The organism is Microvirgula curvata (genome assembly GCF_054781615.1).
On sequence record NZ_BAAGUB010000031.1, the window covers coordinates 84,020 to 99,509 of the forward strand.

A 15,490-nucleotide genomic window follows, 5' to 3' on the forward strand; every position below is an offset into this window, starting at 1 on the left:
GGGTCGGAGACTGGCGCTCGGGGAACGTTGCCGTCCGTCCGGGGTCTACCTGACAGGGACGCCCGGGCGGCCCATCCATTCAGGATGGAGAGGAGAGACGTGCCGGGTGCCAGTGCCGGAAACTCAACAGAAGAGGTGTAACCATGAAAACCATGAACAAACTTGCGCTGGGTACCGTCGTCGCAGCCATGCTGCTCGGCCTTGGCGGCTGCGCCGGCATGTCGAAGCAGGGCAAGAGCACGGCAGTCGGCGCCGGTATCGGCGCGGTCGGCGGTGCGGTCCTGACCAATGGCAGCGCACTGGGCACCATCGGCGGCGCGGCGGTCGGCGGCGTGGTCGGGCATGAGGTCGGCAAGTAGCCACATGATGCGCGGCAGGCAGCGACGCCACGCTGCCTGCCGGTGACCGCCCTCATGGGCAGTTGCGGGCCGGTTTGCCGGCCAGTGGAAGTCTCCCGTTTCTGGATGGGAGGCTTTTTTGTTTGCGGGCCGGAATCCGGCGCGACGAAGAATGCAAAAGCTTGACCGATGTCGTAGTCCGGGCTTGACGCTTCAGTTGTAATCCCGCTCCTTGATGACCATGCCATGGGCGGGCTGATGAAAGCCGAGCTGATTCTCGAACTGATGGGGCGGGTTGAAACGCCACCGGTGCGGCTGGAATGGCTGATGACACTTTATGCGCAGCAACTCGAATCGCTGGCCGGGCGGTTGAGCGAAGAAGAGATTTTCCAGTGGATCGCGCTCGGTGCGCTGATCGTCGATGCGCGCCGTCGCGAGGGGGCGTCGTGGGATACCGTGCAGCACCTGCTTGGCAGGCTGGGGCGGGAACCGATGGTCTGAACCGGGCGGCGCAGCCCGCCGCGCAGGGGAGCAACGGGCTTTGCCGCGCAGGGGAAGCTTACTTCTTGTTCGAGCTCGCGGCGCCGTCTGTCCGGGGGATTGGCGACGTTGCGGTGACATCGAAGATTTTCTTGTTCATGTCGTTGAAGGTTTCGTAGATGGCGTTGGTCGTTTCCATCGTTTTCTCGAAGACCGGGACCGACTGCAGGCCGGCGAAGCCTCGCGCGGCTTCACCATTGCCACTTTGGCGGAGACTTTCCGCCGAGTGATTGCAAATCTCTCTCATCAGATTGAGCTGGAGCTGGGTGATTTTCTCTGCACATTCAATGCCGATGTTCGATGCTTTCAACATTTTCTCGAATTGCGTTTGATAAATGCCGGCCCATTGCTCAAAACTGTGCAGTTGATTTTCCATAATGCCTCCTGGTCATGATGTAATCATGTGATGAATATTTTCCCTGATCACATGTAATAGGCGCGAAATAAACCAACTCCCCCATGGCGGGCGGGGCCACCATGATCTCGCGTACAAAAAGTATAGAAAGTTTTTCCGGCCCTGCCCCAGTATTTGGCTATATGCGGCAGAACGGTCATGCATGCAGGCAATGGCGGCGTGAGCGTGGCGAAAACCCGGTTTTCGCCACGAATAATCAATGCGGGCAACCGCTCCGGCCGGAATAATGGCCGTGCGTATTACAGCCAGCGGCGTACATGCTGGCAATATTTGACGTAGTGGGCACCATGCTGTGCCAGTAAATGTCGCTCTTCGAGCCGCACCTGGACCTGCATCAGGATTTCCCCGGCAACCAGCAATGCCAGCGTTGCCGCAGACGGAAAGACCAGCAGCAGGCCGATCTGGTTGACGCGCATGGCCAGATAGATCGGGTTGCGCGACAGACGGAACAGGCCGTGGGTGACCAGTGCCGTCCTGCGCGCGTGGTCGATGCCGATGCGCCATGACGCCCCCATCTGCAGCTGTGCGAGCAGCAGCCAGCCCAGGGCGACCAGCAACAGCAGCCAGCCGGCTGCGCTGACCCATGGCGACTGCAGCGGGACGTAGGCGCCGAGCCAGTACGGAGCGGTCGGCAGCAGGGCGATCACGGATACGGTCAGGCCACTGGCGAGCAGCAGCATTTTCGAGGCGCGCGCCACGTAGCCGTAGGCGTCGGCGCCGGCGGTCAGGACGACCGGGTTGATGCCGGTGCGCCGGTAGGCAACCAGTGCGCGCCAGACCACCGACAGCAGGAAGAAAACCAGAGAGTAGATGAGCAGGGCGCTCGGCGGGAGCCAATAGTGCATGTACAGTCCGTGTTCGATGGAGTGAGGGATCGATCCGCGTCCCGCCGTTGCCGACTGTGACTCAGGCGTCCAGGCAGAGCGCGTCTTCGCGCTCGATTACCGGCGTGGCAGACAGTGTGCTCTTGACCAGTCTGATGCCATGCTGGCAATCCCCCTTGTTCCGGTAGCCTTCGCCGGAGTCGGCGACGATCTGGTGATCCTCTGCCAGCAGGCGCCAGCGCCAGTCGCCCATCTGATCCTTGTACATCACGAAGTACATAGCAGCTCCCATGATTTCGGGTTTCAGGACAGGTCCGCCAGATGGCGGCCGGGACTGTGCCGGCGGGTCGATGGTGCGGCGGGCCGAGGGGCCAGACTCGGTGAGCGGCCGTGACTGTAATAAAAATGTCAGGGCTGGAACTGAGCAAATCTGAGCGTCGGCAGCCCGGAAATGATGCATCCGGCATTCCCAGGGCACGATTTTACGGTATCAGGTTTTCTTTTGTCATTTTTTGATGGCGTTCGCATGCCGTAGTGGCATGGCTGGCCCGCTCCGCAGCGGCCTTGCCGGCCGGGCAGCGTTCAGGCGCAGGCTTGTTCGGCGACCGGCTGCGCGGCCAGGCCGAGACCGAGATGGGTGAGAACTTTTCTGGCGACCAGATGGCGGTCATTGTCGACACAGATCATGTGATAGCTGTTTTCAAGCACATCCATCCGCGCCGTCTGCGCGCCGATGCGACGGACCAGCAGCTCGGCCGAGCGCAGGCTGGTCAGTTCATCCTCGCGCGAGTGGATGATCAGGGTCGGGCTGCGGATATCGGCCAGCGAACGCTTGACCCAGCCGCGCAGCCGGTCGACCTGGCGGATGCACGACAGCGGAATCCAGCCGTAATGGAACGGATGATTCTGTGCGAACTGCTGGCAGACCATGCGGCGGATGCGGGCATTCTTGACGCCGAACGGCTCTGCCTCGACCACCCGCATCCGGTTGGCGAGTCCGCCCGGCAGACGATAGACCAGATGGCGCAACGCGCGATACCACGGCATCGACCAGCCATCGATGAACACCGGCGGCGCCAGGGCGACCAGATTGCCGTTGTGATGGTGTTCGCGTTTGGCGACTTCGATCACCAGCAGGGCGCCCAGACACATGCCGACCAGATGCAAAGTCCGGTAGCGCGGCAGCAGCTCGCGATAGGTCGCACTCACGGCCTCGACCCAGTCCTCGGCGGTGATGCCGAGCAGGTCTTCCGGCTGCAGGCCGTGGCCGGGCAGGGTCAGGGTCTGGGTGTCGACGCCGGTCTGGCGCAGTGCCTTGTAGACCGCGCCAAGATCGAACTCCGTCCCGCCCAGTCCATGGACGAGCAGTACGCCAACGGGAGCGCAGGCGGGAGCCGTGATCGGCAGCATGGAAGAATCCTTGCCGGAGTGATGAATGAGCCATGATAAAAGTCGCCGGGGTCAGGCTTGTGACGAACCTGTATGTGAATTGTTAAAAACTATGAAAATGACAATTGTGGCGTTGACGCTGATGCAGGCCTGCCAGTAACGTGATTTCCAATTGCAGCTTTATGAATGCCGTCGCGGCAGATAGTGGATATGGGCAAAATCCTGATCGTCGAGGACGATCTCAAACTGGCCCGGCTGATGGGCCGGTTTCTTGAACAACACGGCTTCGAGGTGGCGGAATGCCACCGCGGTGATGAGGCGACCGAAGCCTGCCGGCGTTTTGCGCCTGACCTGATCGTGCTCGACCTGATGCTGCCGGGACGGGACGGACTGCAGGTCTGCCGCGACGTGCGCAGCTTTTCGATGACGCCGATCCTGATGCAGACCGCGCGCGAAGAAGATGTCGACCAGATTCTGGGTCTGGAGTCCGGTGCCGACGACTATGTGATCAAGCCGGTGGAACCGCCGGTATTGCTGGCGCGCATCCGTGCGCTGCTGCGCCGGCCGTCGATGGCCGTGGCCGATTGCCTGCGCTTCGGGCCGCTGACCATCGACCGCGGCAAGCGCGTGGTCGTGCTGGACGGCGGCGAGGTGGAGCTGAGCACGGTCGAATTCGAGACCCTGTGGGCGCTGGCCAGCCATGCCGGCCAGGTGCTGTCGCGTGACGACATCATGAACCTGGTGCGGGGCATCGATTTCAACGGTCTGGACCGCAGCGTGGACGTTTGCGTCAGCAAGCTGCGACGCAAACTGAATGACGATCCGCGCGATCCGCGCCGGATCAAGACCGTCTGGGGACGGGGCTATCTGTTCAGCACCCCGGACTGGGGTGTCTGACGCATGCTGAAGTTTTTCCTGCGGCTGTACCTGTTGCTGACGCTCGGTTTCGCCGCGTCCTTGCTGCTGATCGACAAGGCGGCCAACGCCTACTTTGCGCCGTATGTCGAGCAGTTCAACCGCGAGGCGGTGCGCGGCCAGCTGTATTCGCTGCAGCAGGAATTCGAGCAGCGCCCCCCGTCGCAGCGCGAGGCTTTCCGGCGCGAACTGCAGCCGCATTACGGTCTGTCGCTGTCGCTGGTCGATGCCAACACCTTCCCGGCCAGTGCCGACGAGCGGGCTGAACTGCGTGCCGGCCGTTTCGTCCCGCGCGACGAATTTGCGGAATACCTGGTGCCGCTGGCCGGCGAGGGCAAGCCGCAATGGCTGCGTGTGGTCCTGCCGCAGGAGCCGGCGCTGAGTGATGTGCTGCTGTTCGGCGTCTATCTGGCGCTGGCGGTCATGGTCGGCATGGTGCTGTTTATCTGGGTCAAGCCGATGTGGCACGACCTGCAGGCGCTGAAACTGGCCGCCCAGCAGGTGGGGGAAGGCCGGCTCGGCGCCCGCGCCCGGGTGTCGAAGCGCTCGAGCATTCGTGATCTGGCGCGGCATTTCAACCAGATGAGCGAGCGCATCGGCCGGCTGATCAGCAGCCAGCGCGACCTGACCAATGCGCTGTCGCACGAGATCCGTACCCCGCTGGCCCGGCTGTCGTTCGAACTCGACATCCTGCGCCGCGAGGAAGACCCGGTCGCCCGGCTGGCCCTGATCGAGGAGATGGTCGGTGATGTGCGCGAGCTCGACGACATGGCCACGGAGCTGCTGGCCTATGCGCGGCTGGAACATCGCGGCACGGCGCTGACGGTGGCGCCGGTCGAACTGCGGGCCTGGCTGGAATCGCTGGTCGAGCAGGTCGCGCTGGAAGCGTCCGCCCGTGGCGTCGAATGCGTGGTGGTGTCCTGCCCGGACGGCCAGGCTGAATTTGATGCCAGAGTCATGAGCCGGGCGACCATCAATCTGCTGCGCAATGCGATCCGCTATGCGGGACGGCGGGTCGAGTTGCGCATTGCCGCCTGTGCCGACGGTTATGTGCTGCATGTCGATGATGACGGCCCTGGCATTCCGGCCGAGGCGCGCGACCGCGTCTTCGAGCCGTTCACCCGGCTGGACGAGAGCCGTGACCGGACCACCGGTGGCTTCGGCCTTGGTCTGGCCATTGTCCAGCGTGCCGCGCAATGGCATGGCGGTCAGGTGGTAGTGACCGCGTCGGCACTCGGTGGTGCGTCGTTCGCGCTGTCGTGGCCGGCGTGCCCCGGTGCGCTGCACGACTGATCCGGCGCCCGGCCGTGCAGGCAATGACCATGGCATGATTTGCCGCGAAAATCCGCAGAAGCAAGAAAACGGGCGGGGAACCGGACCGCCCCTGCCATTCGTCGCATGCCGCCGCACCGCCCGCTGCGTGCGCTTGGCTTGCCGGAGGACGACTGCTAGAGAGGAAAAGGGACCGGCGTTCGCCCGGCTCCTGTCTCGGGGGAAAACGACAATGAAACCGTCGATAGTGCTGCTGGCGCTGTCGCTGACCGGCTGCGCGTTCGCGAGTTACCAGAACGGGCAGGTCAGTGTGTCATCATTCGGAAATGGCTGTGCCGTGGTCCGGCACGACAGCGAAGTCGTGGCGTCCTGCGCCCGGGCCGTCGACATCGGACCGATTACCAATCCGCCGATCCAGCCCGGTGCGGCACCGGCTGAATAGGCCGCCGCCGGTCCGCCGGACCGGGAGGGTAAACCGGGTAATAGGTATGTGCTATTGACCAAAATCAACCCAAGGTCATGCTAATGACCTAAGATGAAGGTTCTGCGTTCCTGACTGCCCGGAAGGTCCGTGTTGAGCCCGAAATTCGTTTTACTCTCTTCCGCCCTGTTTCTGGCCGGTTTGCCGCCCGCGGTGTCCGCTGAAAACCTTGATGACGCCTGGCGGGCCGCGCTGTCCGCCAATCACCGGCTGGCGGCCCAGTCCGAGTCGACTGCCGCCGCCGAGCGCCAGCTCGACAGCGCCAGGGCGACGCGTCTGCCGACCCTGTCGATCGATGCGTCCTACTACGCACTCGACAATGCCCCTTCCGTGCGCAACAGCATGTCGTCGGTCGGCCTGCCGCTGCCGGGCAGCGTGACCCTGCCGATTGCCGACGACCATGGCTGGGTCGGCCAGGCCGGCATTACCCAGCCGCTGTATACCAGTGGCAAGATCAGCAATGGCATTCGTGCCGCCGAGGCCGGCCTCGATGCGGCGCGCGCCGACGAAGGTCGTGAGCGGCTCGACGTCAAGCTGTCGGTGGCGGAAGCCTATCTCGACGTGCTGCGCGCCGATGCGGCGCAAGAGGTGGCGCGGCAGTATGTCGACAGCCTGGAACACCATCGTCGCGACGTGCAGGCCCTGCTCGACAAGGGCCTGGTCGCCCGCGCCGACCTGCTGCAGGTCGATGTCGCGCTGGCCGATGCCCGCCAGCGGCGCATCCAGGCCGACAACCGCGTGTCGCTGTCCCGCGCGGCCTACAACCGGCTGCTGGACCGGCCGCTGCAGCAGCCGGTGTCGCTGCAGAACATGGATCTGCCGCGACCGCAGCGCTCGCTGCTTGAATGGCAGCGCGATGCGGCGCTGAAACGCGACGAGCTGCAACAGCTCGACGCCACCCGCCGCGCGCTGACCGCGCAGGCGAAAAGCCAGCGCGGCGATGCCGGGCCGCAAGTCGGCCTGTTCGCCAAACACCTGTATGTTCAGAACCCCTACCTGGTCAATGAGCACATCAACGCTGTCGGCGTGGCAGTGAGCTGGACGCTGTTCGACGGCGGGCTGGTGCGCAACCGCGCTGCCGCCAGCGAGCGTCAGGCCGCACGCGCCGCCGACCTGAAGGCCGATGCCGAGAGTGCGATCGCGCTGCAGGTCCAGCAGGCCTGGTCGCTGGAGATCGAGGCCGATGCGCGGCGCGGCGTGGCGCAGAGCGGCGTGGCACTGGCTGACGAGAGCCTGGCGATCCAGCGTGACCGCTACGCCAACGGCCTGGCCACCCAGAGCGACGTGCTGGACGCGCAGGCGCGCCGTGCCGATGCGCGCCGCAATCTGCTGAATGCCCGCTACGACCATACCCTCGCCGTACTGCGCCTGAACCGCGCGGCAGGGCAACTCTGATCGACTTCCGCCCGCGATGGCTGCGCGGGCGCGACGACAAGGAAACGGAATGACCGTCGACAAACGCAAAATCCTGACTGCCTCGCTGATCGTGCTGATCCTCGTGGTCGCCGGTGCGCTGTGGTATGCGCAACGCGACTCGGGTCTGCCCGACGGGCTGATCCAGGCCAATGGCCGGCTGGAGGGTGACCGGGTTGCCATCTCCAGCAAATTCGCCGGCAAGCTGCTGGCGCTGCGGGTCGGCGAGGGCGATACGGTCAAGGCCGGTCAGGTGCTGGCCGTGCTTGACGACAGCCAGATCGCGGCGAAGAAGGCCCAGGCCGATGCGGCGGTGGCCGCGCTCAGCGCGCAACTGGATGCGGCCCGCCAGGGGCTGGCGGTGCTGGAAAAGGAAGTGCCGCTCGGCATCAGTGCCGCGGCGGCGGCCCGCGACCGCGCGGCGGCCTCGTCGGCGCAGGCGGCCCGTGACGCGCAGCGCTATGCCGAGTTGCTGGAGCGGGGCTCGGTCGACCGCCATCGCGCCGAGCAGATGGCGCTGGGCGCCACGGCGGCGCGCACCACGCAGATCGAAGCCGAGCAGCAACTGGCGCAGGCCAGGCTCGGTGGCGACAAGGTAGCGGCACGACGTGCCGAGGTCGCGGCGCTGGCTGCACAGAAGGCGCAGGCAGTGGCCGCACAGACCGAAGCGCAGTCGGTGCTGGACGACCTGACGCTGAAGGCACCGGGCAGCGGCACCATTACCCGCAAGCTGCGCGAGCCGGGTGAGACGCTGGCAGCCGGCTCGCCGGTACTGGAACTGGTCGACCTCGACCGGCTGTACCTGAAGGTGTATGTGGCCGAGCAGCAGATCGGCAAGGTCAGACTCGGGCTGCCGGCGCGCATCTACACCGATGCCTTCCCGCGTGAACCGTTCAGCGCCCGGGTCAGCTTTATCGCCAGCCGCGCCGAATTCACGCCGAAGGAAGTGCAGACGCCGGACGAGCGGGTCAAACTGGTCTACGCCGTCAAACTGGCGCTGGATGCGAACCCGACCCACCGGCTGACGCCGGGGCTGCCGGCCGATGCCGTGATCCGCTGGGACGACAAGGTCGAATGGCAGGCACCGCGCTGGTGACCGCCATGAACGACAACGCCGTGACCCTGCGCGGCTTCGGCAAGCGCTATGGCAAGACCGTGGCGGTCGATGGCGTCGACCTCGATATCGCCCGTGGCGAGATTTTCGGCCTGATCGGCCCGGACGGCGCCGGCAAATCCAGCCTGATGAAGGCGGTGGCCGGCGTGCTGACCTTCGACAGCGGCAGTATCGACGTGTTCGGCACCCGCATCGACTCGGAGCGGGCGGCGGAGACCATCAAGGCCCGGCTCGGGCTGATGCCGCAGGGGCTGGGGCAGAACCTGTACGGCGACCTGTCGATCGAGGAGAACATCGACTTCTTCGCCCGGCTGCGGCTGGTGCCGGCCGACGTGCTGGCCGAGCGCAAGAAGACCCTGCTCGGCATGACCCGGCTGGACCGCTTCCGCAACCGGCCAATGAAGCAGCTGTCCGGCGGCATGAAGCAGAAACTCGGTCTGGTGTGCACGCTGATCCATGCGCCGGACCTGGTGATTCTCGACGAACCGACCACCGGGGTCGACCCGGTGTCGCGGCGCGATTTCTGGACCATCCTCGCCGAACTGCTGCACGAGCAGGGCATTACCGCACTGGTGTCGACCGCCTATCTCGACGAGGCCAGCCGTTTCCAGCGCATGGCCATGCTGCATGGCGGGCGGGTGCTGGCATCGGGCACGCCGGCCGATATTCACGCGCTGTCCCCCGGCGCGGTGGTGACGCTGGCCAGCGACGATCAGGTCGGGGCACTGGCGCGACTCAAGCCGCAGTTTCCGCAGTCCGAGGCACTCGGACCGCAGCTGCGGGTGTTTGTCGATGATGCCGGGCCCGGACCGGCCGGCGAGCAGGTGCTGGCCGCACTGGACGGCCTGCCGGCACAACTGCTCGACTGCAGCGATCCGGAGCTGGAGGACATCTTCGTGGCGCTGCTGCGCCGGCGCGGGCTGGCCGATCTGGGCGACGGCGAGGCCGCACCGGCCGGTACGCGGGGGGCGCGGCCGGAAGGCATCGCCATTGCTGCCGATGCGCTGACGCGTGATTTCGGTGAATTCCGTGCCGTCGATGCGGTCAGTTTCAGCGTGCCGCAGGGCGAAATCTTCGGACTGCTGGGGGCCAATGGCGCCGGCAAGACCACGGTCATCAAGATGCTGTGCGGCATCATGCCGCCATCGGCCGGCTCCGGCGCGGTCGCCGGCGCCGACATGCGCAGCGCCGGGCGGCAGATCAAGGAACGCATCGGCTACATGTCGCAGGCGTTTTCGCTGTACCTGGACCTGACCGTGGCCGAGAACATCCGGCTGTACGCCGGCATCTACGGGCTGGACCGGGTGCAGACCGCCGAGCGGCTGGACTGGATCATCAATATGGCCGGCCTGCACGGCTACCAGACCATGCTGGCCGCCGACCTGCCGATGGGCCTGCGCCAGCGGCTGGCGCTTGGCTGCGCGCTGGTGCACAAGCCGCAGGTACTGTTTCTCGACGAGCCGACCTCGGGGGTCGACCCGGTCGGGCGGCGCCAGTTCTGGGACATCCTGTTCCGGCTGTCGCGCGTCGACGGCGTGGCCATCCTGGTCACTACCCACTACATGAGCGAGGCCGAGCACTGCGACCATATTTCGCTGATGTTCGCCGGCCGGGTCGTTGCCGACGACAGCCCGGCCGGGCTCAAGGCCGACCTGACCCGCGAGGCCGGTGAATTGCTGGAAATCACCGACCCGGCACCGGCCGATGCACTGGCAGTGGTACGCGAACTCGGCTTCGCCGACGCGGCGCTGTATGGCCCGAAAATTCACGCTTTCAGCCGCGATGCCACTACCGACGGCCGCCGGCTGCGCGAGCGCCTGCCGCAGGCCTCGGTGCGGGTGCGGCCGGTGTCGATGGAGGATGTGTTCGTCCATCTGGTCACCCGGCTTGAAGGAGCGAGGACATGAACCGCCAGCGCATTGTCGCCGTCGCCTACAAGGAATGGCGCGAGATCGTTCGCGACCGGCTGTTCTTCGCGCTGGCCTTTGTCGTGCCGGCGCTGCTGATGGTGCTGTTCGGCTACGGGCTGTCGTTCGACGTCGAGCACGTGCCGATGAAGGTCATCGACTATGACCGCAGTGCTGCCAGTCGCGACTACATTGCGCGCTATACCGCAACGCCGTATTTCGACCTGATCGGCGGCACGCTGGACGAACGTGCGGTCGGCGAGCAGATCGCCCGCGGCGAGGTCCGTGCGGCGCTGGTGATTCCGCCCGGCTTCGGTCAGGACATGGCCGCCGGCCGCGCCGTGTCGGTGCAGACCTGGGTCGACGGCACGTTCCCGAGCCGCGCACTGACCATCAAGGGCTATCTGACCGCCATCAACGCCAATGCGACCAGTGACCGGCTGGTCGAGCTGCTCGGTGCCTCGCGCGGCATCGGCGAGGCCGACGCCCGTGCGCTGCTGCAGCCGATACGGCTGGAAACGCGCTATCTGTACAACGAGCGGGTGGTCAGCATCTGGTCGCTGGGGCCGAAACTGATCATGCTGATCCTGATGCTGTCGCCACCGTTCCTGACCGCGCTCGGTGTGGTGCGCGAAAAGGAGAACGGGTCGATCTTCAATATCTATGCGTCCAATGTCAGCCGCGGCGAGTTCCTGATCGGCAAGCTGGCGCCGTATGTCGGCATCTCGTCGCTGAATATCGTCATCCTGTGGCTGATGGCGGTCCTGCTGTACCAGGTGCCATTCAAGGGCTCGTTTGCGTTCTTCCTGTTCTCGACACTGATCTACGTGATCTGCACCACCGGCATCGGTCTGGTGGTATCGGTACTGGTGCGCACGCAGATGGCGGCGATGATCGTGACCATGATCGTGACCATGATTCCGGCGGTGCTGTACTCCGGCCTGATCATTCCGGTCGCCTCGCTGGGCAGTGCCGCGCGGGTGGCGGCCGATCTGCTGCCGGCGCAGTACTACACCAATATCGTGGTCGGCTGCTTCCTCAAGGGGGTCGGCTTCGCGGCGCTGTGGCCGGATCTGCTGATCCTGACCGTGTACGCGCTGCTGCTGTTCGGCGCCGGCTACGCCCTGTTCAGCAAGAGGCCATCGACATGAGAGCGCTGCGTATCTGGATCTGGCGGCTGGTGGTGATGGCGGAAAAGGAAATGCGCCAGCTTGGGCGCGACCGCATTCTGCTCGCCTTTATCGTCTACGCCTTTACCGTCGACATTTTCCTTGCCGCGTCCGGCGTCACCATGCAGTTGAGCAATGCGGCGACGGTGCTGGTCGACAGCGACCGCAGCGCGACCTCGCGCGAGCTGGCGTCGCGTTTCCAGCCGCCATACTTCCGCCAGGACGGCGTGCCGCGCCGCTCGGACGACGCCCAGCGCGAGCTGGACAATGGCAAGGCAATGATTGCGCTCGACATTCCGCCGAACTTCGAGGCCGATCTGGCCAATGGTCGCCAGACCTCGGTGCAGATGCAGGTGGATACCACCAACTCGGTGCTCGGTTTCATGGCCGCCAGTTATGGCGCGCGCATCGTCGGTGCCTTCGGTCTGGAGCAGGCGATGGCGCGGCTCGGACTGGGCGGTGGCGGCGAGCTGCCGACCGTCAGCAACGAATTCCGGGTCTGGTTCAACCAGGACCAGAACGACAGCTGGTTCATGGGCATTGCCGAACTGCTGAATATCGTCACCGTGTTCGCCATCCTGCTGCCGGCGGCGGCGATGGTGCGCGAAAAGGAGCGCGGCACCATCGAGCAGTTGCTGGTCAGTCCGCTGTCGTCGGTGCAGATCCTGCTGCCCAAGGTGCTGGCGATGACCACAGTCATCGTCGCCGGCGCGGTACTGGCGCTGTACGGGGTGCTGGTGCCGCTGTTCGACGTGCCGATCCATGGCAGCGCGGCCCTGTTCTTTGCGCTGACCGCGCTGTACACCTTCACCACTGCCGGCCTCGGCCTGTTCGTGGCCACGGTGGCGCGCAATCTGGCCCAGGCGGCGATGCTGTCGATCCTGATCCTCGCTCCGGTGCTGTTCCTGTCCGGTACCTGGACGCCGCCGGAAGCGCTGCCGTACTGGCTGGCCGAGCTGATGAAGGTGTCGCCGCTGCACTACTTCCTCGACGCCTCGTTCGGCGTCTTGCTGAAAGGGCAGGGCGCGCAGGAACTGTGGCGCTCGATCGCCGGCATGCTCGGCATCGGCGTGGTGGTGTTCGGCTTCGGGCTGTACCGCTTCCGCCGCCAGTTCGGGTAGCGGCAGGCGCTGCGTCGACATGAAAATGGCGGTGGACCGGTCCGGCCCACCGCCATTGTCCTTGCGCCCGTCTGCTAGATCCTGAACGCCGCCACGCTGGCATCCAGCTGGTTGGCCAGTTCGGCCATGCGCTGCGAGTGCTCGGCAACCCGGTGCACGTCGAGCATGTTGCGCTCGGCGATCTGGGCGACCGATTCCAGATGCTGCGCCACTTCCTGGCTGGCGACCTTCTGCTGGTCGACCGACACGGCGATATGGTGACAGTCGCCCTCGTTGCGGCTGGCGACCTGCTCGCCGTCGCGCAGCACTTCCGCTACCGACTCGACGAAACCGCGGCTGTTGGCCAGCGACTCCAGACCATGGGCAATGGTCTTTTCCAGCTCTTCGGTCTGGGTATGGATGGCGGTGGTGATGCGGTTGATCTCGTCCGCCGAACTGGCCGACTTTTCCGCCAGCTTGCGCACTTCATCGGCCACCACGGCAAAGCCGCGGCCCTGCTCACCGGCCCGCGCCGCCTCGATCGCGGCGTTCAGCGCCAGCAGATTGGTCTGGTCGGCGATATCGCGGACATCGCCGGTCATCGACGAGATCTTGCGGCTGTTGGACAGGAAGTGCTGGGCGGTTTCGGCAATCGCCTCCACCGTGCGTTCCGCCTCGTAGACCTGCTCGACCAGCGAGGCCAGCCGTTCGCTGCCGATTCGTGCCGAGCTGAGTGTTTCCGTGGCCGACGCATGCAGGCTGGTGGCGGCGGTGGCGACGGCGCCGATGCTGCCGGTCAGCTCCTCGACCGAACTGGCCGAAGTCACTGCCGCACTGGTCTGCGCCGCCGAGGCATCCAGCACCTGGCTGGCCGTGCTTGCCAGTTCCCTGGCCACTGCCTTCACCTCGCCGGCACTGTCATGCACGGTGGTGACCGAGCGCGTCAGTTGCCGGGTCATGCTGTCCAGTGCGGCCAGCAGGCGGCCGGTTTCATCGCGTCCTCCCTTTGGCACCGCCACGCTCAGATTGCCGGCCGCGACCGCATCGGCCACCCGCATCGCCTGCTGCAGCGGCACGGTAATGCTGCGGGTGATGGCCCAGGCGAGGAAGGCGCCGATCAGCACCACGGCCGACGTGGCCACGGCACACAGGATGACCGCCTCGTTATAGGCTTTCAGGCCGCGCGCGCTGGCTTCTTCCAATTGCTGGTTTTCCAGCACCGCGAGCTGCTCCAGCGCCTCGCGCCACGGTCTGACTGCCGGCACGACATCGTCTTTCATGATGGCTTTCCACTGATCGATGTCGTTGGCCAGCCCGGCGGCGACCAGCTTGTCGATCAGGGGCGCGGCGCGCTTTTCCTGTGCGACCACCAGGTCCACCAGTTCGCGCTGCTTGTCGCTGCTGCCGGCGCGCTGACCGATGCGGGTGACCAGGCTGGCCTGTTGTTCGCGGTAGCTGGCCAGCTGCGCCTGCAACTGGTCGGCGGCGTTCTTCTTTTCTTCCGGCGTGCGACCGAGCATCACGTCACGGTACAGCGTGCGCTGCATCTGCAAGCGGGTATTGAGGTCGGTCAGCAGGCGACCGGCCTCCACATGGTCGTCCGCGATGGTCGAAATGCTCGATCGCAGCGCGTTCAATTCGCCGAACAACAGGATGGACAGCAGGATGACCATCCCGCCCAGACATGAAAAGGCGACGAACAGCCGATGGCCGATGCGCAGTGCTTGCATTGAGGGTTCTCCGGTAAATGCCACTTAAATATTTCTATGTGGTTTGTTGTTATATATTTTTATGTTATTTGAATGACCATTCTAAACGAATGGATAAATAAATGTGTCATTTTCCTGTGCCGGGGGGAGAGTCTGGCGCAGATGGGGCGTTGCCCCGGCAAGGCGTTTGCCCAGCAGACGCGGGGCATCCGGGCCCGCCGTCGTCCTCCGGCGTGGCAATCCGGTCATAACAATGAGATCATATTCAAAATTCATTTTTATTCATAAATGAGTTGTCTGTGCCGATATAGCGGCACAGTGAGCGCCTTCCTCACGTCGCAACCGCGGACCCGTGTTTCCGGCAGGAACCCGCGTCCCGGCCGGGAGGGAGACAACGCACTGGTTTGACAAGTTGATGGAGGCCGGGTCCGGCGCTCCGCATCACGAACGAGGAAACTCCGATGAAGTCTCTGCGCAGCAGAATGGTTGCGTTTGTCATTCTGATCATAACGCTGCTGTCCATCCTCTTTTGCGTGGTCGTCTACAGCAAGATGAGCAGCGCGCTGCTGTCCAGCGTGCATGGCGAGATCGACCAGGCAGCCAGCAACAAGGTCAGTTTTGTCACCGAGTGGGTCAATTCCCGCCAGCAGGTGATGGCGGCGACGCTGGCGCGCTTCGGCCAGGGCGACCTGCATCCGGTGCTCGACCAGACGCTGGAAGCCGGCCATTTCGACGATGCCTACGTCGGCCAGCCCGACAAGACCATGACCCAGTCCAGCAAGACGCCGCCCGTTCCCCCCGGCTACGATCCGACCGGGCGACCGTGGTATGTAGCGGCGATTGCCGCGCAGGGACCCATCGCGACCGCACCTTATATTGACGCCGCGACCAAGCGCCCGATCAT

General features: G+C 65.0%; 16 protein-coding genes. 11 read left to right on the forward strand and 5 right to left on the reverse strand.

Annotation, left to right across the window (positions count from 1 at the left end; all coding sequences use genetic code 11):
- The first annotated feature begins 152 nt into the window (after positions 1-152).
- Together ACYVG8_RS13845 and ACYVG8_RS13850 are read left to right on the forward strand one after the other, a co-directional pair.
- Positions 153-359 (forward strand): glycine zipper 2TM domain-containing protein, encoded by a 207-nt coding sequence (locus ACYVG8_RS13845; protein WP_199489849.1) that lies wholly within the window; start codon positions 153-155, stop codon positions 357-359.
- 237 nt (positions 360-596) lie between these two features.
- The gene (locus ACYVG8_RS13850) at positions 597-839 is read left to right on the forward strand and encodes a hypothetical protein (RefSeq protein WP_146745115.1); all 243 of its coding nucleotides are present in this window, start codon (positions 597-599) and stop codon (positions 837-839) included.
- A gap of 58 nt (positions 840-897) precedes the next feature.
- Here the strand turns inward: ACYVG8_RS13850 and ACYVG8_RS13855 are convergent, their stop codons facing one another.
- From ACYVG8_RS13855 to ACYVG8_RS13870, 4 genes are all read right to left on the reverse strand, one after another.
- Positions 898-1,254 carry a phasin family protein gene (locus tag ACYVG8_RS13855; RefSeq protein ID WP_028499843.1) on the reverse strand — a complete coding sequence of 119 codons (357 nt, stop codon included), beginning with the start codon at positions 1,252-1,254 and terminating at the stop codon, positions 898-900.
- A 278-nt stretch (positions 1,255-1,532) separates the two neighbouring features.
- On the reverse strand, positions 1,533-2,138 hold the full coding sequence (locus ACYVG8_RS13860) for a methyltransferase family protein (protein ID WP_051528971.1): 606 nt from the start codon (positions 2,136-2,138) through the stop codon (positions 1,533-1,535).
- A gap of 61 nt (positions 2,139-2,199) precedes the next feature.
- A complete protein-coding gene (locus ACYVG8_RS13865; protein WP_233495277.1) occupies positions 2,200-2,409 on the reverse strand; it encodes a YegP family protein in 210 nt (69 codons plus the stop codon).
- A 290-nt stretch (positions 2,410-2,699) separates the two neighbouring features.
- Entirely contained in the window at positions 2,700-3,527 is an 828-nt protein-coding gene (locus tag ACYVG8_RS13870; RefSeq protein WP_460746095.1) for an alpha/beta hydrolase, read from the reverse strand.
- 189 nt (positions 3,528-3,716) lie between these two features.
- On the opposite strand from ACYVG8_RS13870, the gene ACYVG8_RS13875 reads away from it, so the two are divergent.
- From ACYVG8_RS13875 to ACYVG8_RS13910, 8 genes are all read left to right on the forward strand, one after another.
- Entirely contained in the window at positions 3,717-4,403 is a 687-nt protein-coding gene (locus ACYVG8_RS13875; RefSeq protein WP_028499846.1) for a response regulator, read from the forward strand.
- 3 nt (positions 4,404-4,406) lie between these two features.
- Positions 4,407-5,714, forward strand: coding sequence for an ATP-binding protein (locus tag ACYVG8_RS13880; protein WP_460746096.1), 1,308 nt, complete (start codon positions 4,407-4,409; stop codon positions 5,712-5,714).
- Positions 5,715-5,925: 211 nt separating this feature from the next.
- Positions 5,926-6,135 (forward strand): hypothetical protein, encoded by a 210-nt coding sequence (locus ACYVG8_RS13885; protein WP_036386396.1) that lies wholly within the window; start codon positions 5,926-5,928, stop codon positions 6,133-6,135.
- 129 nt (positions 6,136-6,264) lie between these two features.
- On the forward strand, positions 6,265-7,569 hold the full coding sequence (locus tag ACYVG8_RS13890; protein ID WP_460746098.1) for a TolC family protein: 1,305 nt from the start codon (positions 6,265-6,267) through the stop codon (positions 7,567-7,569).
- 49 nt (positions 7,570-7,618) lie between these two features.
- The gene (locus ACYVG8_RS13895) at positions 7,619-8,683 is read left to right on the forward strand and encodes an HlyD family secretion protein (protein WP_028499850.1); all 1,065 of its coding nucleotides are present in this window, start codon (positions 7,619-7,621) and stop codon (positions 8,681-8,683) included.
- Positions 8,662-10,608: an ATP-binding cassette domain-containing protein gene (locus ACYVG8_RS13900; RefSeq protein ID WP_028499851.1), complete on the forward strand. Its 1,947-nt coding sequence runs from the start codon at positions 8,662-8,664 to the stop codon at positions 10,606-10,608. Before ACYVG8_RS13895 ends, ACYVG8_RS13900 begins: the two co-directional genes overlap by 22 nt.
- The gene (locus tag ACYVG8_RS13905; RefSeq protein ID WP_028499852.1) at positions 10,605-11,759 is read left to right on the forward strand and encodes an ABC transporter permease; all 1,155 of its coding nucleotides are present in this window, start codon (positions 10,605-10,607) and stop codon (positions 11,757-11,759) included. Before ACYVG8_RS13900 ends, ACYVG8_RS13905 begins: the two co-directional genes overlap by 4 nt.
- On the forward strand, positions 11,756-12,898 hold the full coding sequence (locus ACYVG8_RS13910) for an ABC transporter permease (protein ID WP_028499853.1): 1,143 nt from the start codon (positions 11,756-11,758) through the stop codon (positions 12,896-12,898). The genes ACYVG8_RS13905 and ACYVG8_RS13910 overlap by 4 nt, the downstream gene beginning before the upstream one ends.
- A gap of 74 nt (positions 12,899-12,972) precedes the next feature.
- On the opposite strand, the gene ACYVG8_RS13915 is transcribed toward ACYVG8_RS13910, so the two are convergent.
- A complete protein-coding gene (locus ACYVG8_RS13915; protein ID WP_028499854.1) occupies positions 12,973-14,607 on the reverse strand; it encodes a methyl-accepting chemotaxis protein in 1,635 nt (544 codons plus the stop codon).
- A gap of 440 nt (positions 14,608-15,047) precedes the next feature.
- Between ACYVG8_RS13915 and ACYVG8_RS13920 the strand changes: the two genes are divergently transcribed.
- A partial coding sequence (locus ACYVG8_RS13920; RefSeq protein WP_460746100.1) for a PDC sensor domain-containing protein occupies positions 15,048-15,490 on the forward strand: 443 nt, incomplete at its 3' end.